The sequence below is a fragment of the Pseudomonas sp. TE12234 genome (genome assembly GCF_054061835.1).
The window spans coordinates 88739-111900 of the sequence record NZ_JBSSEP010000004.1; the positions used below are offsets into that span (position 1 = coordinate 88739).

Annotated in this window: 18 protein-coding genes and 2 tRNA genes; 18 read left to right on the top strand and 2 right to left on the bottom strand. The window is 60.8% G+C overall.

The window, feature by feature from the left end:
• Positions 1-7 precede the first annotated feature (7 nt).
• Both ACVWYU_RS08470 and ACVWYU_RS08475 read right to left on the bottom strand, forming a co-directional pair.
• The gene (locus ACVWYU_RS08470) at positions 8-3286 is read right to left on the bottom strand and encodes a PAS domain S-box protein (RefSeq protein WP_090318710.1); all 3279 of its coding nucleotides are present in this window, start codon (positions 3284-3286) and stop codon (positions 8-10) included.
• Between the two features lie 66 nt (positions 3287-3352).
• Entirely contained in the window at positions 3353-4243 is an 891-nt protein-coding gene (locus ACVWYU_RS08475; RefSeq protein ID WP_090318715.1) for a LysR family transcriptional regulator, read from the bottom strand.
• A 147-nt stretch (positions 4244-4390) separates the two neighbouring features.
• On the opposite strand from ACVWYU_RS08475, the gene leuC reads away from it, so the two are divergent.
• The 18 genes from leuC to ACVWYU_RS08565 all read left to right on the top strand — a co-directional run bounded on the left by leuC (position 4391) and on the right by ACVWYU_RS08565 (position 23159).
• On the top strand, positions 4391-5809 hold the full coding sequence (leuC, locus tag ACVWYU_RS08480; RefSeq protein WP_247254171.1) for a 3-isopropylmalate dehydratase large subunit: 1419 nt from the start codon (positions 4391-4393) through the stop codon (positions 5807-5809).
• A 10-nt stretch (positions 5810-5819) separates the two neighbouring features.
• On the top strand, positions 5820-6464 hold the full coding sequence (gene leuD / locus ACVWYU_RS08485; RefSeq protein ID WP_090318721.1) for a 3-isopropylmalate dehydratase small subunit: 645 nt from the start codon (positions 5820-5822) through the stop codon (positions 6462-6464).
• 146 nt (positions 6465-6610) lie between these two features.
• Positions 6611-7378 (top strand): class I SAM-dependent methyltransferase, encoded by a 768-nt coding sequence (locus tag ACVWYU_RS08490; RefSeq protein ID WP_457372425.1) that lies wholly within the window; start codon positions 6611-6613, stop codon positions 7376-7378.
• A gap of 65 nt (positions 7379-7443) precedes the next feature.
• On the top strand, positions 7444-8526 hold the full coding sequence (gene leuB / locus ACVWYU_RS08495; protein ID WP_130206987.1) for a 3-isopropylmalate dehydrogenase: 1083 nt from the start codon (positions 7444-7446) through the stop codon (positions 8524-8526).
• A gap of 69 nt (positions 8527-8595) precedes the next feature.
• Entirely contained in the window at positions 8596-9708 is a 1113-nt protein-coding gene (gene asd / locus ACVWYU_RS08500; RefSeq protein ID WP_090318733.1) for an aspartate-semialdehyde dehydrogenase, read from the top strand.
• A 244-nt stretch (positions 9709-9952) separates the two neighbouring features.
• Complete coding sequence (locus ACVWYU_RS08505; RefSeq protein ID WP_457372426.1) at positions 9953-10963, top strand: aspartate-semialdehyde dehydrogenase; 1011 nt, start codon at positions 9953-9955, stop codon at positions 10961-10963.
• A 204-nt stretch (positions 10964-11167) separates the two neighbouring features.
• The gene (locus tag ACVWYU_RS08510; RefSeq protein WP_457372427.1) at positions 11168-13795 is read left to right on the top strand and encodes a FimV/HubP family polar landmark protein; all 2628 of its coding nucleotides are present in this window, start codon (positions 11168-11170) and stop codon (positions 13793-13795) included.
• A gap of 172 nt (positions 13796-13967) precedes the next feature.
• Positions 13968-14792, top strand: a complete 825-nt coding sequence (gene truA / locus ACVWYU_RS08515; RefSeq protein ID WP_090318742.1) for a tRNA pseudouridine(38-40) synthase TruA — start codon at positions 13968-13970, stop codon at positions 14790-14792.
• Between the two features lie 63 nt (positions 14793-14855).
• Positions 14856-15470 carry a phosphoribosylanthranilate isomerase gene (locus tag ACVWYU_RS08520; RefSeq protein ID WP_090318744.1) on the top strand — a complete coding sequence of 205 codons (615 nt, stop codon included), beginning with the start codon at positions 14856-14858 and terminating at the stop codon, positions 15468-15470.
• A gap of 191 nt (positions 15471-15661) precedes the next feature.
• Complete coding sequence (accD, locus tag ACVWYU_RS08525) at positions 15662-16582, top strand: acetyl-CoA carboxylase, carboxyltransferase subunit beta (RefSeq protein ID WP_090318747.1); 921 nt, start codon at positions 15662-15664, stop codon at positions 16580-16582.
• Positions 16579-17886, top strand: a complete 1308-nt coding sequence (gene folC, locus ACVWYU_RS08530) for a bifunctional tetrahydrofolate synthase/dihydrofolate synthase (RefSeq protein WP_457372428.1) — start codon at positions 16579-16581, stop codon at positions 17884-17886. The genes accD and folC overlap by 4 nt, the downstream gene beginning before the upstream one ends.
• A complete protein-coding gene (locus ACVWYU_RS08535) occupies positions 17870-18529 on the top strand; it encodes an SPOR domain-containing protein (RefSeq protein ID WP_457372429.1) in 660 nt (219 codons plus the stop codon). The genes folC and ACVWYU_RS08535 overlap by 17 nt, the downstream gene beginning before the upstream one ends.
• A gap of 98 nt (positions 18530-18627) precedes the next feature.
• Positions 18628-19188, top strand: coding sequence for a CvpA family protein (locus tag ACVWYU_RS08540; RefSeq protein ID WP_457372430.1), 561 nt, complete (start codon positions 18628-18630; stop codon positions 19186-19188).
• A 41-nt stretch (positions 19189-19229) separates the two neighbouring features.
• Positions 19230-20735 carry an amidophosphoribosyltransferase gene (purF, locus tag ACVWYU_RS08545; RefSeq protein WP_075945888.1) on the top strand — a complete coding sequence of 502 codons (1506 nt, stop codon included), beginning with the start codon at positions 19230-19232 and terminating at the stop codon, positions 20733-20735.
• A 78-nt stretch (positions 20736-20813) separates the two neighbouring features.
• On the top strand, positions 20814-22025 hold the full coding sequence (locus ACVWYU_RS08550; RefSeq protein ID WP_457372431.1) for an O-succinylhomoserine sulfhydrylase: 1212 nt from the start codon (positions 20814-20816) through the stop codon (positions 22023-22025).
• On the top strand, positions 22022-22795 hold the full coding sequence (locus tag ACVWYU_RS08555; protein WP_457372432.1) for an SDR family oxidoreductase: 774 nt from the start codon (positions 22022-22024) through the stop codon (positions 22793-22795). Before ACVWYU_RS08550 ends, ACVWYU_RS08555 begins: the two co-directional genes overlap by 4 nt.
• A 158-nt stretch (positions 22796-22953) precedes the next feature.
• A tRNA-Val gene (locus tag ACVWYU_RS08560) sits at positions 22954-23029 on the top strand.
• A 53-nt stretch (positions 23030-23082) separates the two neighbouring features.
• Positions 23083-23159 (top strand) — tRNA-Asp (locus tag ACVWYU_RS08565).
• Positions 23160-23162 lie beyond the last annotated feature (3 nt).

Genomic DNA, 23162 nt, shown 5'->3' on the forward strand with positions numbered 1-23162 from the left:
GATCCGGTTATCTCAGTAGTTTCTGAAACTCCTCCACCGGCAACGGCCGGCTGTGCAGGTAACCCTGATAGAAATGGCAGTCCAGCCCCTGCAAGAACGCCAGTTGCTCCGGTGTTTCCACCCCTTCGGCGATCACCTTGAGTTCCAGGCTGCGAGCCATGGCCACGATGGCGCGGATGATTTCGGCGTCATTGGGGTCGGTGGTGGCGTCGCGGATGAACGACTGGTCGATTTTCAGGGTGTCGACCGGCAGGCGCTTGAGGTAGGTCAGCGAGGAATAACCGGTACCGAAGTCGTCCATGGCAAAGCTCACGCCGAGTTTTTTCAGGCGACGCATTTTGCTGATGGTGTCTTCCAGGTTCTGGATGACGATGCCCTCGGTGATTTCCAGTTTCAGCAGCGAGCAGGGCAGACCGTGGCTGGCGAGGCTGTTTTCGATGCGTTCGACAAAGTCGTTCTGGCGGAACTGCCGTGGGCTGATATTGACGCACAGGCTGAAGTTCAGCGGGTCTATCAGGCGATTGGCGATCAGTTGCCTGAAGGCCTGGCAGGCTTCGTCGAGAATCCAGGTGCCGACCTCCAGGATCAGCCCGCTGTCCTCCAGCACCTTGATGAATTCGGTCGGCGATTGCGCGCCGAGTTCGGGGTGGGTCCAGCGCACCAGGGCCTCGGCACCGACGATGCGGTTGTTCCGGGCATCGAGCTGGGGCTGGTAGTGCACGCGAAATTCACCCCGCGACAGCGCCAGGCGCAGATCGGTCTCCATGCGCAGGCGCTCGCTGGCGGCCTTCTGCATGGTGTTGTGATACATCTGCGCGGTGTTGCGCCCCGAATCTTTGGCGCGATAGAGGGCAATGTCTGCGCGTTTGAGCAAATCGGTCGGCGTGGAGCCGTGGTCGGGAATCAGCGCAATGCCAATACTCGGCGTCACTTGCAGGCGCTGGCCATCGAGGAACATCGGTTCCGACAGCAATTCACGCAGGGTATCGGCCAGTTCGCGCACCTGATCACTGACTTCGCTGCGCGAGCCTTCGAGACCGCTGAGCAGGACCACGAATTCGTCGCCGCCCAGGCGCGCGACGGTGTCTTCCATGCGCACACTGGCTTCCAGGCGTGCAGTAATGATCTTCAGCACCGTGTCGCCCACCGGATGGCCGAGGGAATCGTTGATGTGCTTGAAATGATCGAGGTCGAGAAACATCAGGGCGCCACGCAGGTTGTGGCGTTTGAGCAAGGCGATCTGCTGGCTCAAGCGGTCCATCAGCAGTGCGCGGTTGGGCAGGTTGGTCAGTGGGTCGTGGTAGGCCAGGTGGCGGATCTGCGCTTCGGCGTTTTTCAGCAGGCTGACGTCCCGGGCGGTCAGCAGCAGGCACGCGGTTTCATTGAGGGTGATCGGTTCCACCGACACTTCCACGGTGAGCAATTCGCCGCGCTTGTTGCGCCCGAGCATTTCCTGGTGATGAACCCGGCCCTTGATCTGCAATTCAGCCAATAACGCCGAACGTTGTTTTTCTTCGGCCCAGATGCCGACCTGATACACCGTGCGCCCGATCACTTCGTCGGCGCGGTAGCCGGTCAGGCGGCAGAAACCGTCGTTGACCTCCAGATAACGCCCGGTGTCGCGTTCGGTGATGGTGATGGCATCGGGGCTTGAATGAAATGCCTTGGCGAACTTTTCTTCGCTGGCCTTGAGCGCGGCTTCCGAGCGCTGTTGCTGGGTGATGTCCCTTAGGGTGGTGACCACGCATGGCTGGTCGCCGACGCTGATCTGCCGGCTCGAGATCACGCAGGTCAGCGACTGCCCGTCCTTGTGCTGGACGAGGATGGCCACGTTGTTCAGGCTTTGCTCGCGGATCACCTGTTCGATGCGCTGCAGGCTTTTTGCCGAGGCGTCCCACAGGCCGATTTCGTCGGCGCTGCGTCCAATGACATCGGCGGCACTCCAGCCAAAGGTCTGGGTGAAGCTGGAATTGATTTCGATGAAGTGCCCGGTGTCCTGGCGGGTGACGCAGATCGGGTCCGGGCTGACTTGGAACAGGGTGGCGAATTTCTCTTCGGAAGCCACCAGCTGCTGTTCGCGTTCGACTTGATCGGTGATGTCGAGCAGGGTGCCGGCCATGCGCAGCGGCAGGCCGTTTTCGTCGCGATAGAGCCGGGCGCGGCTTTCCAGGTAGCGTGAGGTGCCGTCCTCCAGTTGTACCCGGTAGGTCAGTTGATAATTGCCCGCCGGACCTTCGCGCAGGCTGCGGTAGGCGTCGCGCATGGAATCACGTTCCTCCCCGGGCACGCCTTCGAAAAAGTCTTCGAAAGATTCGTGGAAGGGTTTCGCATCCATCCCGTGCAACTGGGCGGCGCGGGCCGAGCCGTAAAGCATGCCGCTGGGAATGTGCCAGTCCCAGGTACCCAATTGCGCAGAATCGAGGGCCAGGTCGAGGCGCTCCTGACTGTCTTTCAAGGCGTGCTCGGCGGCTTTGCGTTCGGTGGTGTCGAGGAAGGTGCTCAGCAGATACGGTTGGCCCTCGAGCTCGACCTTTTGCGCGCTGAGGATGCCGTCGTGGATCTGGCCATTGCTGGCGCGAAACTGCACTTCCATGTTGATCAGTTCGCCCTTGGCCTTGGTGGCTTTGACCAGAACCGCCCGTTGTTCGGGGTGCACCCAAAGGCCCAGTTCCAGGGTGGTACGGCCGATCGCATCCTGTACCGGCCAGCCGAACAGGCTCTCGAAATACTGGTTGGCCTCAGTGATCAGACCGTCTTCCTGGCGGGTCAGCAGGACCATGTTCGGGCACAGGTGAAAGAGGGTGGCGAAACGCTTTTCCGAGCTGCTGAGCGCCTGCTCGCGCTGGCGCTGGTGGGTGATTTCGCGAATCACCCCGATCATGCGTGGCCGGCCGTGTTTGTCGGGCAGCAGGCTGCCATTGATCTCCAGCCAATGCAGGCTGCCGTCGGGCCAGCGAATGCGATGGTGCATCGCTTGCTCCAGCGGTGCGCCGGCGATCACGGCGTGGAAGGCGCGAACGGTTTTCGCTCGGTCTTCCGGGGGCAGCAAATCGAGGTATTCCAGATCGGCGGGCAACGGTTGGCGTGGATCAAAGCCAAACAGCGCCTGGGTGCCGCGAGACCAGCTGATCTGCCCGCGTTCGATATCCCAATACCAGGCGCCCAAACGCGCGCCGTTCAGGGCAGCCAACAATTGGGGGGCACTTTCCCAGCTCTGCTCGGATCGTTGAGGGTCAAGTGCCTGGATTCGCGGCATCGGCGGAATACGGTCAACAGATTTCGGCATTGGCAAGCCTTAGGCTGATTTGGGCATTTGGCACAGGAATTCGCGGCTCTATAGGAGTAGCACAAGTTAGCCTTGAGTCCCTGGCAGATCGATTTGAGCCTCCAGCAAGGCCATGAAGGCCCGCGCTGCATTCGATAGCGTCCGTTCTGTGTGCAGGATATAGCCTAGCTGGCGAGACAGTTGTATGCCCGGTAGGGGTATTCGCGCAACTTGATCATCGAGCATGGTGCGCGGCAACACGCTCCAGGCCAGGCCAATCGACACCATCATTTTGATGGTTTCCAGATAATTGGTGCTCATGGCGATGTTTGGCGTCAACCCCTGGGCTTCGAACAGGCGCTGGACGATGTGATGGGTGAACGTGTTGCCGCCGGGGAACACGGCCGGATGCCGGGCAATGTCCGCCAGGCTGACCGGGCCGTTGGTGAGCAGCGAATGCTCCGGGGCGACCACGAAATCCAGCGGGTCGTCCCACACCGGGGTGGCCTTGACCAGCGCATGAGGTTCCGGCGCCAGGGTAATGACCGCCAATTCGGCGCGACCATGCAGGATCTCTTCGTAGGCCACTTCCGAGTCGAGGAATTGAATGTCCAGCGCGACGTCGGGGTAGCGTCGGGTGAACGCCCTTAATAAAGGGGGGAGGCGGTGCAGGCCAATGTGGTGACTGGTGGCCAGTGTCAGCCTACCGGTGACCTCGCCGGTCAGGTTGGTCAGGGCACGGCGCGTATCATCCAGTACATTCAGAATTTGATAGGCGCGCGGCAGCAGGGCGCGGCCCGCCTCTGTCAGACCGACTTCACGACCCAGTCGATCAAACAGGCGCACCTTTAATTGCTGCTCCAGCCCGGCGATGCGTTTACTGATCGCCGGTTGCGTCAGGTGCAGGCGCTCGCCGGCTCCGGAGAAACTTCCTGTCTCGGCGATGGCAATAAAAGCATTGAGGTTGGCCAGGTCCATGGTTGCATTCCAGTTGGTTATCCAAAGCATAAAAAATATGAATTTGAGTTATTTAATGTAACCCCATAGGATCAGCCTCACAAGCCAAAGGGTTATTGAAATCTCAACGCCCGGGGCATAGAAACAAGCTGATGAGGAAACCGTCTGATGGCCGGCAAAACGCTCTACGACAAGCTCTGGGATTCGCATTTGGTCAAGCAGCGCGACGATGGCTCTGCGCTGATCTACATCGACCGTCACATCATTCACGAAGTGACCTCGCCGCAAGCCTTCGAAGGCCTGCGTCTGGCCGGGCGCAAGCCTTGGCGCATTGATGCCAACATCGCGACCCCGGACCACAACGTACCGACCACGCCGGAGCGCAAGGGCGGCATCGACGCCATTGTTGACCAGGTCTCGCGCCTGCAGGTCCAGACCCTTGACGATAACTGCGATGAATACGGCATTGTCGAATTCAAGATGAACGACGTGCGCCAAGGCATCGTTCACGTCATCGGCCCGGAGCAGGGTGCAACCTTGCCGGGCATGACCGTGGTCTGCGGCGACTCCCATACCTCGACCCACGGCGCCTTCGGTGCCCTGGCTCACGGTATCGGCACCTCCGAGGTCGAGCACGTGCTCGCCACCCAGTGCCTGGTCGCCAAGAAAATGAAAAACATGCTGGTGCGCGTCGAAGGCCAATTGCCGTTCGGCGTGACCGCCAAGGACATCGTACTCGCCGTGATCGGCAAGATCGGTACCGCCGGCGGTAACGGCCATGCCATCGAATTCGCCGGTAGCGCGATTCGTGACCTGTCCGTCGAAGGCCGCATGACCATCTGCAACATGTCCATCGAGGCCGGCGCTCGCGTAGGTCTGGTGGCGGCCGACGAAAAAACCGTGGCTTACGTGAAAGGTCGTCCATTCGCCCCGAAAGGCGCGGAATGGGACCTGGCGGTCGAAGCCTGGAAAGACCTGGTGTCCGATGCCGATGCGGTATTCGATACCGTGGTCGAGCTCGACGCGAGCCAGATCAAGCCGCAAGTCAGCTGGGGTACTTCGCCTGAAATGGTCCTTGCCGTTGATCAGAACGTGCCGGACCCGGCGAAGGAAATGGATCTGGTCAAGCGTGGCTCCATCGAGCGCGCCCTGAAATACATGGGTTTGACCGCCAATCAGGCGATCACCGACATTCAGCTGGACCGCGTGTTCATCGGTTCCTGCACCAACTCGCGTATCGAAGACTTGCGCGCGGCTGCCGTGATTGCCAAGGGCCGCAAAGTGGCCTCGACCATCAAGCAGGCCATCGTCGTGCCGGGCTCGGGTCTGGTGAAGGCGCAGGCCGAATCGGAAGGCCTGGACAAGATTTTCCTCGAAGCCGGTTTCGAATGGCGCGAGCCGGGTTGCTCGATGTGCCTCGCGATGAACCCGGACCGTTTGGAGTCCGGCGAACACTGCGCCTCGACCTCCAACCGTAACTTCGAAGGCCGTCAGGGCGCCGGTGGTCGTACCCACCTCGTGAGCCCGGCCATGGCCGCCGCCGCCGCTGTGAACGGTCGTTTCGTCGACGTCCGTGAATTGATCTAAGGAGCGCAGCATGAAAGCTTTTACCCAGCACACTGGACTTGTCGCGCCTCTGGATCGTGCCAACGTCGACACCGACCAGATCATCCCCAAGCAATTCCTGAAATCGATCAAGCGCACGGGGTTCGGCCCGAACCTGTTCGATGAATGGCGCTACCTGGATGTGGGGCAACCGTATCAGGACAACTCCAAGCGCCCGCTGAACAAGGACTTCGTCCTCAACGCCGAGCGTTATCAAGGCGCCAGCGTCTTGCTGGCCCGTGAAAACTTCGGTTGCGGCTCCAGCCGTGAACACGCGCCGTGGGCTCTGGAAGAGTACGGTTTCCGCAGCATCATCGCGCCGAGCTATGCCGACATCTTCTTCAACAACAGCTTCAAGAACGGCTTGCTGCCGATCATCTTGAGCGATGCCGAAGTTGATGAGCTGTTCCAGCAGGTTGAAGCCAATCCGGGCTACCAGTTGCAGATCGACCTGCAAGCCCAGACCGTGACCCGCCCGGACGGCAAGGTCCTGAGCTTCGAAATCGACGCTTTCCGCAAACACTGCCTGCTCAATGGCCTGGACGACATCGGCCTGACCTTGCAGGACGGCGACGCGATTGCGGCGTTTGAAGCCAGGCACCGTGCGAGCCAGCCTTGGTTGTTTCGCGACGCGTGATTGATTCGAGATTTTTGTAGTCAGGGCCGGCCCCATCGCTGGCAAGCCAGCTCCCACAAGGATTTACGGTGTTCAAGAAACCTGTGGGAGCGGGCTTGCCCGCGATGAGGCCGGAACAGGCGCCACAAGACTAAAAGGAAGTCCCCATGACCAACACCGCCCAGCACAGCCAGGTAGTCCAAAAGCAATTCGGCGAACAGGCTTCGGCCTACCTGAGCAGCGCCGTACACGCTCAAGGCACTGAATTCGCACTGCTACAGGCCGAACTGGCGGGGCAGGGCGATGCCCGCGTGCTGGACCTGGGTTGCGGTGCCGGTCATGTGAGTTTTCATGTGGCTGGGCTGGTGAAGGAAGTGGTGGCTTATGACCTGTCGCAGCAGATGCTCGACGTGGTGGCTGCAGCCGCCGCTGATCGTGGTTTGAGCAACGTGTCCACGGTCAATGGCGCCGCCGAACACTTGCCGTTTGCCGATGGTGAATTCGATTTCGTCTTCAGTCGTTATTCGGCGCACCATTGGAGCGACCTCGGCCTGGCCCTGCGGGAAGTGCGCCGGGTGTTGAAACCGGGTGGCGTGGCGGCGTTCATCGATGTGTTGTCACCGGGCAGCCCGCTGTTCGACACTTACCTGCAAAGCGTTGAAGTGCTGCGCGACACCAGTCACGTGCGCGATTATTCCGCCGGCGAATGGTTGCGCCAGGTCAGCGAGGCGGGGTTGCATACCCGTAGCACCACGCGGCAGCGGCTGCGTCTGGAGTACAACGCCTGGGTCGAGCGCATGCGCACACCACAGGTGATGCGCGCGGCGATCCGCGAATTGCAGCAGTCGATGGGCAACGAAGTACGCGAATATTTCGAGATTGAGGCGGATGGTTCGTTCAGTACGGATGTACTGGTGCTGTTTGCTGAAAAATAGGTACCGATCGATAGATTTTTTCCGGGCGCGCCCCAGGGTGCACCGACTGATGACATGAGGAAAGCATGAGCAAGCAGATTCTTATTCTCCCAGGTGACGGTATTGGCCCGGAAATCATGGCCGAAGCGGTCAAGGTGCTGGAACTGGCCAACGACAAGTACGCCCTGGGCTTCGAGCTGAGTCACGACGTGATCGGTGGCGCCGCCATCGACAAGCACGGCGTGCCGTTGGCCGATGAAACCCTGGAACGTGCCCGTGCCGCCGATGCCGTGCTGCTGGGCGCCGTTGGCGGCCCGAAATGGGACACCATCGAGCGTGACATTCGTCCAGAACGTGGCCTGCTGAAAATCCGTGCGCAACTGGGCCTGTTCGGCAACCTGCGTCCTGCGATCCTGTACCCGCAACTGGCCGAAGCTTCGAGCCTGAAGCCGGAAATCGTCTCCGGTCTGGATATCCTGATCGTTCGCGAGCTGACCGGCGGTATCTATTTCGGCGCCCCGCGTGGCACCCGTACCCTGGAAAACGGCGAGCGTCAGTCCTACGACACCCTGCCGTACAGCGAAAGCGAAATCCGCCGCATCGCCCGTGTCGGTTTCGACATGGCCATGGTCCGTGGCAAGAAACTGTGCTCGGTCGACAAGGCCAACGTGCTGGCCTCCAGCCAGCTGTGGCGTGAAATTGTCGAGGAAGTGGCCAAGGATTATCCTGAGGTCGAACTGAGCCACATGTACGTCGATAACGCCGCGATGCAGCTGGTGCGTGCGCCGAAGCAGTTCGACGTGATCGTCACCGACAACATGTTCGGCGATATCCTGTCTGACCAGGCTTCGATGCTCACCGGCTCCATCGGCATGCTGCCGTCGGCGTCCCTGGACACCAACAACAAAGGCATGTACGAGCCGTGCCATGGTTCGGCGCCGGACATCGCGGGCAAAGGCATCGCCAACCCGTTGGCGACCATTTTGTCGGTGTCGATGATGCTGCGTTACAGCTTCAACCAGCAGGCCGCGGCCGATGCCATCGAAAAAGCCGTCAGCCTGGTGTTGGACCAGGGCTTGCGTACGGGCGACATCTGGTCGGCTGGTTGCACTAAAGTCGGTACGCAGGAAATGGGTGACGCAGTAGTCGCCGCGCTGCGGAATCTGTAATCTCTCGGGCCCGCTGCCACTTTCACCCCTCGAAAGCAGCGGCCCACTTTTCAAGAAGGTGTAGTTGCGATGAAACGTGTAGGTCTGATCGGTTGGCGCGGTATGGTCGGTTCCGTGCTCATGCAGCGGATGCTGGAAGAGCAGGATTTCGATCTTATCGAGCCGGTGTTCTTCACCACTTCCAATGTCGGTGGCCAAGGCCCGTCCGTGGGCAAGGACATTGCTCCGCTCAAGGACGCTTACAGCATTGAAGAGCTGAAAACCCTCGACGTTATTCTGACCTGCCAGGGTGGCGACTACACCAGCGAAGTCTTCCCGAAGCTGCGCGAAGCCGGCTGGCAGGGTTACTGGATCGACGCCGCTTCCAGTCTGCGCATGCAGGATGACGCGGTCATCATCCTGGACCCGGTCAACCGCAAGGTCATCGACCAGCAGCTGGACGCAGGTACCAAGAACTACATCGGCGGCAACTGCACCGTCAGCCTGATGCTGATGGGCCTGGGCGGTCTGTTCGAAGCCGGTCTGGTGGAGTGGATGAGCGCCATGACCTATCAGGCGGCCTCCGGTGCCGGCGCGCAGAACATGCGTGAACTGATCAAGCAAATGGGCGCGACCCATGCCGCTGTCGCCGATCAACTGGCCGACCCGGCCAGCGCCATCCTCGATATCGACCGTCGTGTCGCCGAAGCCATGCGCAGCGACGCGTACCCGACCGAAAACTTTGGCGTACCGCTGGCCGGCAGCCTGATCCCCTGGATCGACAAGGAACTGCCGAACGGCCAGAGCCGTGAAGAGTGGAAGGCCCAGGCCGAGACCAACAAGATCCTGGGTCGTTTCAAGAGCCCGATCCCGGTCGATGGCATCTGCGTGCGCATCGGCGCCATGCGTTGCCACAGCCAGGCGCTGACCATCAAATTGAACAAGGACGTGCCGATCGCCGATATCGAAGGGCTGATCAGCCAGCACAACCCTTGGGTCAAGCTGGTGCCGAACAACCGCGAGATCAGCATGCAGGAACTGAGCCCTACCAAGGTCACCGGTACCCTGAACGTGCCAGTCGGCCGTCTGCGCAAGCTGAACATGGGTTCGCAATTCGTCGGTGCGTTCACCGTCGGCGACCAACTGCTGTGGGGCGCCGCCGAACCGCTGCGTCGCATGCTGCGGATCCTGCTTGAGCGTTGATCGATTGAAGCTGTGAAAGAGCCCGTGCCTTGAAAGAGGTGCGGGTTTTTTTATTCCAGACAGTCTGATGTGGATGGGTTGCCTGATGTTCCGTCATCGCGGGCAAGCCCGCTCGCACTAGGATTGTGCTGAACCCTGTGGGAACGGGCTTGCCCGCGATGAGGCCAGAACAGAGCCACATAATTGCCTGCATCCCCACCAGTCGGTAAAGTGCCGCTCCCCCCGTTTCGCCAGAGGTAAAACCATGAGCCAGTCCTTCGATATTGCCGTGATCGGCGCCACCGGTACTGTTGGCGAAACACTGGTGCAGATTCTTGAGGAGCGCGACTTTCCGGTCGGCAACCTGCACTTGTTGGCCAGCAGTGAATCCGCAGGGCACTCGGTGCCGTTTCGCGGCAAGAATGTGCGGGTGCGGGAAGTCGATGAGTTCGACTTCGGCAAAGTCCAGTTGGTGTTCTTCGCCGCCGGCCCGGCCGTGACCCTCAGTTTCGCCGCGCGCGCCACGGCCGCCGGCTGCTCGGTGATTGATCTGTCCGGCGCGTTGCCGGCCGACCAGGCGCCACAAGTGGTGCCGGAAGCCAATGCCCACGTACTGGCCGGTCTGAAAAAACCATTCCGGATCAGCAGCCCGAGCCCATCGGCTACCGCGCTGGCCGTGGTGCTGGCGCCGTTAATGGGTTTGATCGATCTGCAGCGCATCAACCTGACCGCGTGCCTGGCGGTTTCCGCCCAAGGCCGGGAGGCCGTGACCGAGCTGGCGCGGCAGACCGCCGAGTTGCTTAACGTGCGCCCCCTGGAGCCGACCTTTTTCGATCGGCAGATGGCGTTCAATTTGTTGGCCCAGGTCGGCAAGCCGGACGAGCGGGGTCATACGCTGCTGGAAAAACGCCTGGTGCGTGAGGTGCGCCAGATCGTGTCCCTGCCTGCATTGAAGATTTCCGTCACTTGCATTCAAGCCCCGGTATTTTTTGGCGATAGCTTTAGTGTGACCCTGCAGTCGGCGAGTGAGGTCGACCTGGCGAAAGTCAACGCCGCACTGGAGGACGCGCCTGGGATTGAGCTGGTCGAAGCTGGCGATTATCCGACGCCGGTAGGTGACGCGGTGGGGCAGGATGTGGTCTACGTTGGTCGGGTACGCCAGGGTATCGACGACCTGTCGGAACTTAATTTGTGGCTGACGTCAGATAACGTACGCAAGGGCGCCGCGCTCAACGCTGTGCAGCTGGCTGAGTTGTTGATAAAAGACTTGCTGTAAAAGATACTTGGCAACAATTTTTCGAATGGTTCCGACCAGCGCTATGCTTGGCTGGAATGCTGAAGGCGAGCCACCCTGCGGGGCTTTCCGGGGCATGCATGAAACGATCGCGCGCGGCGACCTCTCGCCGCCGCGCAATGCCTTACGGCAGCGGCTATCAACACCTTCTCGCTGGCCGAGGAATGTTCAAACTAAGGATGAGCTATGGTTCAAGTTCGCAAACTGGTGTTAGCAATAGCGGCCGCCTCGGCGCTGTCCTCCGGTATGGCGCATGCGCTCGGGCTTGGGGAGCTGACCCTGAAATCAACGCTGAACCAGCCGTTGGTGGCGGAAATCGAGCTGCTCGACGTCAAGGACCTCACCGCTGCCGAAGTGGTGCCGAGCCTGGCTTCACCTGAAGAGTTCGCCAAGGCGGGTGTCGACCGCCAGGCGTTTCTCAACGACTTGACCTTCACCCCGGTGCTGAACGCCGGTGGCAAAAGCATCCTGCGTGTGACGTCCAGCAAACCACTTTCCGAGCCGATGGTGAAATTCCTGGTTCAGGTGATGTGGCCCAACGGTCGCCTGCTGCGCGATTACAGCGTGCTGCTCGATCCGTCCAAATTCTCGCCGCAAACCGCCGAAGCGGCTGCGCAGCCCGCGCCGACGCAGGTTGTCACAGCGCCCGTCACCGGTGCGAGCCAGCCGTCCCAACACACCACCACGCCGCGCGATACCCTGTGGGAGATCGCGGCGAAGGCGCGTAATGGCGGTTCGATTCAACAAACCATGCTGGCCATCCAGGCACTGAACCCGGATGCCTTTATCGACGGCAACATCAACCGGCTGAAAACCGGGCAGGTGCTGCGTCTGCCGGATCAGGCGCAAAGCACCAGCGTGCCGCAACCCAAGGCGATTGCTGAAGTGGCCGCGCAGAACACCGCGTGGCGGCAGGGCCGTCGTTATGTGGCGAAGCCGGGTTCGGGGCAGCAGCAACTCGATGCAACCAGGCGAGCCCGTGCCGAAGGTGCTCCGGCGCAAACCGCCGCCGACAAGCTGAGCCTGGTTTCCGCCGAATCCGGAAAAGCCCGCGGTAAAGGCGCTGCCGGTGATGCCAAGGCCCTGAACAACAAGCTGGCAGTGACCAAGGAAAGCCTCGACACGACCCGTCGTGACAATGCAGAACTGAAAAGCCGCATCTCTGATCTGCAAAGTCAGATGGACAAGCTGCAGCGACTGATCGAACTGAAAAACAATCAACTGGCCAAATTGCAGGCTGAGGGCGCGACTGATACTCCGGCGGCAGCGACCGCTCCGGCGATGTCGGCTGAGCTGGCGCCTGCTCCTGCGGCAGCACCTGCGCCAGTGGTTCCGGCAGCACCAGCGACTGCGGCGGCACCCGAGACGGTTCCGGCGCCTGTCGCACAGCCCATTGAACCGACGCCGGCCGCCGCCAACGACAAGCAGTTCAATGACCTGCTGACCAACCCATGGCTGTTGGGGCTGGCCGGTGGCGGGGCAGTGGTTGTGCTGCTTTTGCTGCTGTTGCTGGCTCGCCGCCGCAAAGCCCAGCAAGAAGCCGAGAAACACCTGCGCATGGCCCGGGCCTTGGCCGAAGAACAGCCGTTTTCCTCCGATCTTGACCTGCCGGAAAGCAGCTTCGAAGGCCTGGAGGTTCCACCTCCAAGCGTGAAGCTCGCTACCGCGCCGACTCCGACTCCTGCGCCAGCGCCTGCAACGGTTATCGCCCCGGTTGTGGTAACGCCGCCGATCGCGGCGCCACTGGTGGCTCCGGCCGCCGATCGCTCCGATGACGTGTTGGGCAAGGCTCAGTCGCACATCGCTGCCGGTCGTTTGAATCAGGCGGCTGCGCTGCTGGAAGAGGGGGTCAAGCTGGAGCCGCAGCGCAGTGATCTGCGCCTGAAGCTGATGGAAGTTTACGGTCAGCAAGGCGACCGCGATGCGTTCGTGACCCAGGAGCGCCAATTGGTGGCCAATGGCGACAACTTCGCCCAGGTCGAAAAACTCAAAAGTCGCTTCCCGGCCATGGCTCTGGTCGCAGCCGGTGGTATCGCCGCTGCAGCTGTCGCCGCCGAACTGGACGCGCAGTACGTCAAGGACCTGTTGAAGGACGAGCCGCAAGTCCCGGCCCCGGCCGATGATGATTTCGACAGCGCGTTCGATCTGAGTCTGGATGACCTGGACAACATTACTCCGGCGGCTGTTACGCCTGCGCCTGCCTCGGAACCTGAGCCGACGACGTTGGCAGACCTGGAAGATTTTCCGCTCGACGATGATCTGAGTTTCGAGTCGGTGTTGCAGCAGCAGCAGACTGAAATCAAGGAAAACCTCGACGACCTGTCGGACTTCGATCTGGACATGGATCTTGGCGCGGAACCCTCGACGGCGATGCTGGCCGAAGATGATTTCCTGCTCGATCTGGATGAAGGCGTAAAGGACTTGCCGGTCGTGGAAACCCCGGCAGCACCTGAGCTGGCGTTGGACGATTTGGAATTGCCGGCCGATTTTGACCTGTCCCTGGCCGACGAAATGGCGGCACCGGATGCCTTCGCGGCGGAGCTGGATGACGTCAATGCCGAGCTGGAGAGCTTGTCAGGCAGCATCGCCGAGCCGAGTTTCACGGCGCAAGACGCGCTGGCTTCCGCAGATGACGAGCCGGAATTCGATTTCCTTTCCGGCACCGACGAAGTCGCCACCAAACTCGATCTGGCCCAGGCCTACATCGATATGGGGGATAACGATGGCGCCCGGGATATCCTCAATGAGGTGGTGATCGAAGGCGATGACGGCCAGAAGAGCGAAGCCAAGGAGATGTTGGCGCGTCTGGCGTGAATGATCGGCTCGTTGTAAACAAAACGGCAGCCCGGTGAGGCTGCCGTTTTTGTTTTACCCCAGGGGCGCGCGGTTGTACTGGCGTCCACGTCCTGCGGCCTTATAATGCCCGCCTTTGCGTATATCAGCAGGCTGTCACTCCTTGGCAAATATAGATAACCCGGCCGCCGAAATGGCGGCCGACGGCTTTTTCCGAATCGCGTTGGGCGTTGAATACAAGGGCTCGCGCTATCGTGGTTGGCAGCGCCAGGCCTCTGGCGTGCTCACGGTGCAGGAAACCCTCGAAAACGCCTTGTCGAAAGTCGCCGACTCGCCTGTATCGCTGCTTTGCGCCGGGCGCACCGATGCCGGTGTTCATGCCTGTGGGCAGGTGGTGCATTTCGACACCCAGGTCGAGCGTTCGATGAAGGCCTGGGTCATGGGGGCCAATATCAACTTGCCTCACGACGTGAGCGTCAGTTGGGCCAAAGTCATGCCAGCGCATTTTCATGCACGGTTCAAGGCCATTGCCCGGCGCTATCGCTACGTGATCTACAACGATCAGATCCGCCCGGCGCACCTGAACGAAGAAATTACCTGGAATCACCGTCCGCTGGACGTCGAGCGCATGGCCGAGGCGGCGCAGTACCTGGTGGGCATCCATGACTTCAGCGCCTTTCGCGCCGGGCAGTGTCAGGCCAAGTCGCCGATCAAGGAGCTGCATCATCTGCGCGTCAGCCGTCACGGCAAGATGATCGTATTGGATATCCGCGCCAATGCCTTCCTGCACCACATGGTGCGCAACATTGCAGGTGTGTTGATGACCATCGGGGCCGGCGAACGCCCGGTCGAATGGATGAAGGAAGTGCTGGAAAGCCGTATTCGCCGCTCCGGCGGGGTGACGGCACACCCGTTTGGTCTTTATCTGGTGCAGGTCGAGTACCGCGACGAGTTCGAATTGCCCGAGCGTTACATCGGTCCGCATTTCCTGACCGGTTTCACCGAACTTGACGGCTGACGCCCTCGAACGCTTTTGTTACCATCCGGGACTTTCCCGGATTTGCCGTGAGGTTTTATCGACATGTCAGCCGTTCGCAGCAAGATTTGTGGGATTACCCGCATAGAAGATGCGTTGGCGGCGGTTGAGGCTGGTGCCGATGCCATCGGGTTTGTGTTTTACGCCAAGAGCCCGCGGGCGGTGACGGTTCAGCAGGCGCGCGCGATCATCCAGGCGTTGCCGCCGTTCGTCACCACCGTGGGCCTGTTCGTCAACGCCGGTCGCGAAGAATTGGCAGATATCCTCCAGGTTGTGCCGCTGGATCTGTTGCAGTTCCATGGCGACGAAAGCGCGGCAGAGTGTGAAAGCTGGCATCGTCCGTACATCAAGGCGTTACGGGTCAAGGCCGGTGATGACATTGCGGCGGCTTGTGACGCTTATCCGAGTGCCAGCGGGATCTTGCTCGATGCCTATGTCGAAGGAGTTCCGGGGGGAACCGGCGAAGCATTCGACTGGTCACTGATACCGCAGGGTTTGAGCAAACCGATCATTCTGGCGGGCGGCTTGACCCCGGATAACGTCGCCGAGGCAGTTGATCGGGTTCGGCCGTATGCCGTGGATGTCAGCGGCGGGGTGGAGGCAAGCAAGGGCATCAAGGATCACGCGAAGATTCGGGCATTCATCAACGCGGTGCGTTGATGTGACGGCTGGCAGACTGCCGCCGTCCACTGCTCTGTACAAAAAGGCTGAGGGTTGTTGGGTGGTACGCAGGTCACGTTTCGCTGACCCGGCCATTGACCGATCATCGCCGCACACATGAATTTAGCTCAAGGGCATACGCGGGGCTGCGAACCAGAGCGTTCGGGCCGCCGGTACTGGAGAAAGAAAGCATGAGCAACTGGTTAGTAGACAAACTGATCCCTTCGATCATGCGTTCCGAGGTCAAGAAGAGCTCGGTGCCTGAAGGTCTTTGGCACAAATGCCCGTCTTGCGAGGCTGTGCTGTATCGTCCGGAGCTGGAAAAGACCCTGGACGTTTGCCCCAAGTGCAATCACCACATGCGTATCGGCGCACGCGCCCGTATCGACATTTTCCTCGACGCCGAAGGCCGTGTTGAGCTGGGTGCGGACCTGGAGCCAGTGGACCGCCTGAAGTTTCGCGATGGCAAGAAGTACAAGGATCGCCTGACCGCTGCGCAAAAGCAGACCGGCGAAAAAGACGCCCTGATTTCCATGAGCGGTACCTTGCTGGGTATGCCGGTGGTGGTGTCGGCGTTCGAATTCTCCTTCATGGGTGGTTCGATGGGTGCCATCGTCGGCGAGCGCTTCGTACGCGCTGCCAACTACGCGCTGGAAAACCGCTGCCCGATGATCTGCTTCTCCGCCTCTGGTGGTGCGCGGATGCAGGAAGCGCTGATCTCCCTGATGCAAATGGCCAAGACCTCTGCGGTACTGGCGCGTCTGCGTGAAGAAGGCATTCCGTTCATCTCCGTACTGACCGACCCGGTCTACGGTGGTGTTTCCGCCAGTCTGGCGATGCTCGGCGACGTGATTGTCGGCGAACCTAAAGCGCTGATCGGCTTTGCCGGCCCGCGTGTGATCGAGCAGACCGTGCGCGAAAAACTGCCGGAAGGCTTCCAGCGCAGCGAGTTCCTGCTGGAGCACGGCGCCATCGACATGATCATTCACCGTCAGGAGCTGCGTCCGCGTCTGGGCAATCTGCTGGCGCAGATGATGGGCCTGCCGACGCCCCAGTTCGTCGCGACCCCCATCGAGCCGATCGTGGTTCCACCGGTGCCTGCCAACGTATGACCCAACGTACCCTTGGCGAGTGGCTCGCCTACCTTGAGCAGTTGCACCCCTCGGCCATCGACATGGGCCTTGAGCGCTCGCAACGGGTAGCGTCCCGCATGGGGCTGGGCAAGCCGGCGCCTCGGGTGATCACGGTCACCGGCACCAACGGCAAGGGTTCAACCTGTGCGTTCGTGGCCTCGTTGCTGCGGGCCCAGGGCCTGAAAGTCGGTGTCTACAACTCTCCGCACCTGCTGCGTTACAACGAGCGGGTGCAGGTCAATGGCGTTGAAGCCACTGACGCCGAGCTGTGCGAAGCCTTTGCGGCGGTCGAGGCGGGGCGTGGCGACACTTCCCTGACCTATTTCGAGATGGGCACCCTGGCGGCGTTTTGGCTATTCCAGCGCTCCGGGCTCGATGCCGTGGTGCTGGAAGTGGGGCTGGGTGGGCGTCTGGACACGGTCAACGTGGTGGATGCCGACATGGCGCTGGTCACCAGCATCGGTGTCGATCACGCCGATTACCTGGGCGATACCCGGGAGTCCGTGGCCTTCGAGAAGGCCGGTATCTTTCGCCAGGGCGCGCCCGCGCTCTGTGGCGACCTGAATCCTCCGCAACCGCTGCTGGATAAAGCGCGCGAACTCAAATGCCCGTTTTTCCTGCGTGGGCGCGATTTCGACCTCGGTATCACCGATCACAACTGGCAATGGCGCGGTCTGGACGCCCACGGGCGTGCGGTTGAGCTGCATGATCTGCCGTTGCTTGATCTGCCGATGGAAAACGCCGCGCTGGCATTGCAGGCTTATCTGCTGCTCGGCTTGGCTTGGGATGATGCGCAAATTATCCAGGCGCTGCAGGCAACGCGGGTCGTCGGTCGTCTCGATCGTCGGCAATTCGACTGGCAGGGCAAGCGTCTGAACCTGCTGCTGGATGTGGGGCATAACCCCCATGCGGCGGAGTATCTGGCCCGTCGCCTGGCGAGCCGGCCGCCGGCGGGCAAGCGCCTGGCGGTGTTCGGGTTGCTGGCGGACAAGGATCTGGATGGTGTCATTACTGAGTTGAGTGCTAGTGTCGAGCACTGGGCTGTCGCGCCGCTGGATTCGCCACGGGCGCGGCCGGTTGCCGATCTGCGGGGGGCGCTGGAAAAGACCGGTGCTTCGGTAACATCCTATGACAGCGTGGCAGCCGCTCTGGAAGGGCAGTGTTCGCTGGCGACGAGCGACGATGAAATTCTGTTGTTCGGATCTTTTTATTGTGTCGCCGAGGCCCTTGAGTGGTTGGCTCGGCGCTCCACGGAGGAAGCGGCAAATGGCATTGCTGGATAAAGCTTACAAACAGCGCATGGTCGGCGCCCTGGTTTTGGTCGCGCTGGCCGTGATTTTCCTGCCGATGCTGTTTTCCCGTCAGGATGAGCAGCGCCAGGTGACGGTTGAAGCGCCGGCTGCACCGCAAGCGCCAGCGATGCCACAGGTTCAGGTTGAACCGGTCGTCGTGCCCGAGCCCCAGGCTTTGCCGCAGGAACCGGTGCCAAGTGACGATGAAATTGCCCAGGATGAGGAGCCTGCAGCGCCTGTCGCGCCAAAGGCGTCGGCGGTGCCGGCTCCAACTGTAAAAGCCGTCACGCCGCCTCCTGCCCCGGCCGCCAAGCCCGCGACGGCTCCCGCCCAGCCGATTGCGGCCGCTCCGGGTAAGCCGGATACCATGCAAAGTCGTGTCGACGCCAATGGCCTGTCGGTCAGCTGGTCGGTGCAACTGGCCAGTCTGGCCAATCGTGAAAGTGCCGAAAAGCTGCAGAAAACCCTGCGCAGTCAGGGTTACAACGCCTACATCCGTTCTTCCGACGGCAAGAATCGGGTGTTTGTCGGTCCGCTGATCGAGCGTGCCGAGGCTGATCGCCTGCGTGATTTGTTGAACCGCCAGCAAAACCTCAAGGGTTTTGTGGTGCGCTTTCAGCCAGAGCGCGGCTAAATCTATCGCCCCGATTTGAAATGCACTGACAATCGCAGCTTACCGATAAGCATGGGCTCTGCTAAAATGCGCCGCCTTATCCGTCTGTAGGCTGCACTGTGCCATTTACCTGGGTTGACTGGGCGATCGTTGCAATCATCGCCATCTCCGCATTGATCAGTCTGAGCCGCGGCTTTGTCAAAGAAGCGCTGTCGCTGGTGACCTGGATCATCGCAGGAGTCGTTGCCTGGATGTTCGGTGGCTCATTGTCCGAGTACCTCGCCGGATACATCGAAACACCATCGGCTCGTGTGATCACGGGTTGTGCCATCATGTTTGTCGCCACTTTAATCGTGGGCGCAATGATCAATTATCTTATCGGCGAGTTGGTACGCGTCACCGGGCTTTCCGGGACCGATCGATTCCTCGGCATGGCCTTCGGCGCCGCGCGTGGCGTGTTGCTGGTGGTCGTGGCGGTCGGGCTGTTGAGCCTGGGGCCGGTACAGCAGGACGGGTGGTGGAAAGAGTCCCAACTCGTACCAAGGTTTTTATTGGTCGCAGACTGGTCCAAAAACCTGATTCTCGGGTGGAGCAGTCAGTGGCTTGCCAGCGGTATCAGCGTACCCGCTGAAATACCGTTCAAGGAGCACCTCTTGCCGATGGCGAAAACGCCTCAGTGAGTTGTGTTCAGTTCAGATCCATTAAGTAGGGGTTGCGTCGCATGTGTGGCATCGTCGGTATCGTCGGTAAGTCGAACGTCAATCAGGCGCTGTATGACGCGCTAACCGTCCTCCAGCACCGCGGCCAGGACGCTGCCGGTATCGTGACCAGCCATGATGGCCGGTTATTCCTGCGCAAGGACAACGGCCTGGTGCGTGACGTGTTTCATCAGCGTCACATGCAGCGTCTGGTCGGTCATATGGGTATTGGCCATGTGCGCTACCCGACCGCGGGCAGCTCGACGTCGGCCGAAGCTCAACCGTTTTACGTCAACTCGCCTTACGGCATCACTCTGGCGCACAACGGTAACCTGACCAACGTTGAACAGCTGGCCAAGGAGATCTACGAATCTGACCTGCGCCACGTCAACACCAGCTCCGACTCGGAAGTGCTGCTCAACGTGTTTGCGCACGAACTGGCCCAGCGCGGCAAGTTGCAGCCAACCGAAGAAGATGTGTTTGCTGCCGTCACCGACGTGCACAACCGTTGCGTCGGTGGTTATGCGGTAGTGGCGATGGTGACCGGCTACGGCATCGTCGGTTTCCGTGATCCGCACGGCATTCGTCCGATCGTGTTCGGCCAGCGTCACACCGACGAAGGCGTCGAATACATGATCGCCTCCGAAAGCGTTTCCCTGGACGTGCTCGGCTTCACCCTGATTCGCGACCTGGCACCGGGCGAAGCGGTCTACATCACTGAAGACGGCAAGCTGCACACCCGTCAGTGCGCGACCAACCCGTCCCTGACCCCGTGCATCTTCGAACACGTCTACCTGGCGCGTCCGGACTCGATCATTGATGGCGTGTCGGTCTACAAAGCCCGTCTGCGCATGGGCGAGAAGCTCGCCGAGAAGATCCTGCGCGAGCGCCCCGAGCACGACATCGACGTGGTCATCCCGATCCCGGACACCAGCCGCACCGCGGCCCTGGAACTGGCGAACCACCTGGGCGTGAAGTTCCGCGAAGGCTTCGTGAAGAACCGTTACATCGGCCGTACCTTCATCATGCCGGGCCAGGCTGCGCGGAAAAAATCCGTACGCCAGAAGCTCAACGCCATCGAGCTGGAATTCCGCGGCAAGAACGTGATGCTGGTGGACGACTCCATCGTGCGCGGCACCACTTGTAAGCAGATCATTCAGATGGCACGCGAAGCGGGCGCCAAGAACGTCTACTTCTGCTCTGCAGCGCCAGCCGTGCGTTTCCCTAACGTCTACGGCATCGACATGCCGAGCGCTCATGAGTTGATCGCCCACAACCGTTCGACCCAGGACGTGGCTGACCTGATCGGCGCCGACTGGCTGATCTATCAGGATCTGCCTGACTTGATCGAAGCGGTCGGTGGCGGCAAGATCAAGATCGAGAAGTTCGATTGTGCCGTGTTCGACGGCCAGTACGTGACCGGCGACGTCGACGAGGCCTACCTGAACAAGATCGAGCAGGCACGTAACGATGCCTCCAAGGTCAAGACCCAGGCGGTCAGTGCGATCATCGATCTGTACAACAACTGAGTAATTACCGGCCCCTAGGGGCCGGTTTTGTATCTACCAAAGACCTTTTATTTCAAGAGCAGGGCAAGGAGTGACAGCATGAGTCAGGATTGGGATGCCGGTCGACTGGACAGCGACCTCGAAGGCGTAGCGTTCGACACCCTGGCCGTACGTGCCGGTCAGCACCGTACGCCGGAAGGCGAACACGGTGATCCGATGTTCTTCACGTCCAGCTACGTATTCCGTACCGCCGCTGATGCGGCCGCGCGTTTTGCCGGGGAAGTGCCGGGCAACGTTTACTCGCGCTACACCAACCCGACCGTGCGCGCTTTTGAAGAGCGCATTGCCGCGCTGGAAGGCGCCGAGCAGGCCGTGGCCACCGCAACCGGCATGGCCGCGATCATGGCGGTAGTGATGAGCCTGTGCAGCGCTGGCGATCACGTGTTGGTATCGCGCAGCGTGTTCGGCTCGACCATCAGCCTGTTCGAAAAATACTTCAAGCGTTTCGGCGTCGAAGTCGATTACGTGCCCCTGGCGGATTTGTCCGGCTGGGATGCAGCGATCAAGGCCAATACCAAATTGCTGTTCGTCGAGTCGCCGTCCAATCCATTGGCCGAGCTGGTGGACATTGCCGAACTGGCGAAAATCGCTCACGCCAAAGGCGCGATGCTGGTGGTCGACAACTGTTTCTGCACCCCGGCGTTGCAACAGCCGCTAAAAATGGGTGCCGACGTCGTTGTGCACTCGGCGACCAAGTTCATCGACGGCCAGGGTCGTTGCATGGGGGGGGTCGTGGCCGGTCGCAGCGAGCAGATGAAAGAAGTGGTCGGTTTCCTGCGTACCGCCGGGCCGACCCTCAGCCCGTTCAATGCCTGGATCTTCCTCAAGGGTCTGGAAACCCTGAATCTGCGGATGAAGGCACATTGCGCCAATGCCCAGCAGCTGGCCGAGTGGCTGGAGCAGCAGGACCGCATCGAAAAGGTCCATTACGCCGGACTCAAGAGCCATCCGCAGCACGAGCTGGCCCAGCGTCAGCAGAAGGGCTTTGGTGCGGTGGTGAGTTTCGAGGTCAAGGGTGGCAAAGAGGGCGCCTGGCGCTTTATCGACGCGACCCGTCTGATTTCGATCACCGCCAACCTGGGCGACAGCAAAACCACCATCACCCACCCGAGCACCACCTCTCATGGGCGTCTGGCGCCGCAAGAGCGTGAAGCCGCGGGCATTCGTGACAGCCTGATCCGTATCGCGGTTGGGCTGGAAGACGTGGCCGACCTGCAAGCCGACTTGGCGCGCGGGTTGGCTGCCTTGTGATCGAATTGGCCACGCCAGGGGGTTCCAATGGCCGCGTTGCACTGGTGACCGGTGCTGCGCGGGGCATTGGTCTGGGTATAGCCGCCTGGCTGATCAGCGAGGGCTGGCAAGTCGTGTTGACGGACCTGGATCGGGTGCGCGGTTCTAAAGTGGCGAAGGTCCTTGGTGAAAACGCCTGGTTCATCGCCATGGACGTGTCGAACGAAGGGCAGGTTGCTTTGGGTGTCGCCGAGGTGCTGGGGCAGTTTGGGCGTCTGGATGCACTGGTGTGCAATGCGGCGGTAGCCGATCCGCACAACATCACGCTGGAGAGCCTCGACCTGGCTTACTGGAATCGGGTGTTGGCGGTGAATCTCAGTGGGCCGATGTTGTTGGCCAAGCACTGTGCGCCCTACTTGCGAGCTCACAGCGGAGCGATCGTCAATCTGGCATCGACCCGCGCCGGGCAATCGGAACCCGATACCGAGGCGTATGCGGCGAGCAAGGGCGGTTTGCTGGCCTTGACTCACGCGTTGGCGATCAGCCTTGGCCCGGAGATTCGCGTCAATGCGGTCAGTCCCGGCTGGATCGATACGCGAGATCCCTCGGTGCGCCGCGCCGAGCCGCTGACCGATGCCGATCACGCGCAACATCCGGCAGGCAGGGTAGTGACGGTCGAGGACGTGGCGGCGATGGTCGCGTGGCTGCTGTCGAAGAACGCCGGTTTCGTGACGGGCCAGGAGTTTGTGGTCGACGGCGGCATGACCAAGAAGATGATTTACCGCGAGTAACTCCAGCAAGGGCCCCTCGGTCGCGGTTTGAGGTTGCCGGCGCTCGTGGCGAGCACCGCCGGAAATGACATGATTTTGTCTTTTTCAGAAAAACTTCAATCCTGCTATTGACTTAGGTTCGCTACCTGCGTAAATTTCGCGGCCTCGGAGATGCAAACGGGTGATTAGCTCAGCTGGGAGAGCGTCTGCCTTACAAGCAGAATGTCGGCGGTTCGATCCCGTCATCACCCACCACTCTCGAGAGTCTTGCGAAAGCAAGATGGAAGCTGAAATGCATCCACCGACGCGCAGCGGTAGTTCAGTCGGTTAGAATACCGGCCTGTCACGCCGGGGGTCGCGGGTTCGAGTCCCGTCCGCTGCGCCATAT

Coding starts and splice junctions, on each gene's coding strand:
- asd (WP_090318733.1), top strand. CDS start 8,596: ATGAAACGTGTAGGTCTGATCGGTTGGCGCGGTATGGTCGGTTCCGTG.
- leuD (WP_090318721.1), top strand. CDS start 5,820: ATGAAAGCTTTTACCCAGCACACTGGACTTGTCGCGCCTCTGGATCGT.
- ACVWYU_RS08550 (WP_457372431.1), top strand. CDS start 20,814: ATGAGTCAGGATTGGGATGCCGGTCGACTGGACAGCGACCTCGAAGGC.
- ACVWYU_RS08470 (WP_090318710.1), bottom strand. CDS start 3,286: ATGCCGAAATCTGTTGACCGTATTCCGCCGATGCCGCGAATCCAGGCA.
- accD (WP_090318747.1), top strand. CDS start 15,662: ATGAGCAACTGGTTAGTAGACAAACTGATCCCTTCGATCATGCGTTCC.
- leuB (WP_130206987.1), top strand. CDS start 7,444: ATGAGCAAGCAGATTCTTATTCTCCCAGGTGACGGTATTGGCCCGGAA.
- ACVWYU_RS08520 (WP_090318744.1), top strand. CDS start 14,856: ATGTCAGCCGTTCGCAGCAAGATTTGTGGGATTACCCGCATAGAAGAT.
- ACVWYU_RS08505 (WP_457372426.1), top strand. CDS start 9,953: ATGAGCCAGTCCTTCGATATTGCCGTGATCGGCGCCACCGGTACTGTT.
- ACVWYU_RS08510 (WP_457372427.1), top strand. CDS start 11,168: ATGGTTCAAGTTCGCAAACTGGTGTTAGCAATAGCGGCCGCCTCGGCG.
- ACVWYU_RS08475 (WP_090318715.1), bottom strand. CDS start 4,243: ATGGACCTGGCCAACCTCAATGCTTTTATTGCCATCGCCGAGACAGGA.
- truA (WP_090318742.1), top strand. CDS start 13,968: ATGGCGGCCGACGGCTTTTTCCGAATCGCGTTGGGCGTTGAATACAAG.
- ACVWYU_RS08490 (WP_457372425.1), top strand. CDS start 6,611: ATGACCAACACCGCCCAGCACAGCCAGGTAGTCCAAAAGCAATTCGGC.
- leuC (WP_247254171.1), top strand. CDS start 4,391: ATGGCCGGCAAAACGCTCTACGACAAGCTCTGGGATTCGCATTTGGTC.
- purF (WP_075945888.1), top strand. CDS start 19,230: ATGTGTGGCATCGTCGGTATCGTCGGTAAGTCGAACGTCAATCAGGCG.
- ACVWYU_RS08535 (WP_457372429.1), top strand. CDS start 17,870: ATGGCATTGCTGGATAAAGCTTACAAACAGCGCATGGTCGGCGCCCTG.
- folC (WP_457372428.1), top strand. CDS start 16,579: ATGACCCAACGTACCCTTGGCGAGTGGCTCGCCTACCTTGAGCAGTTG.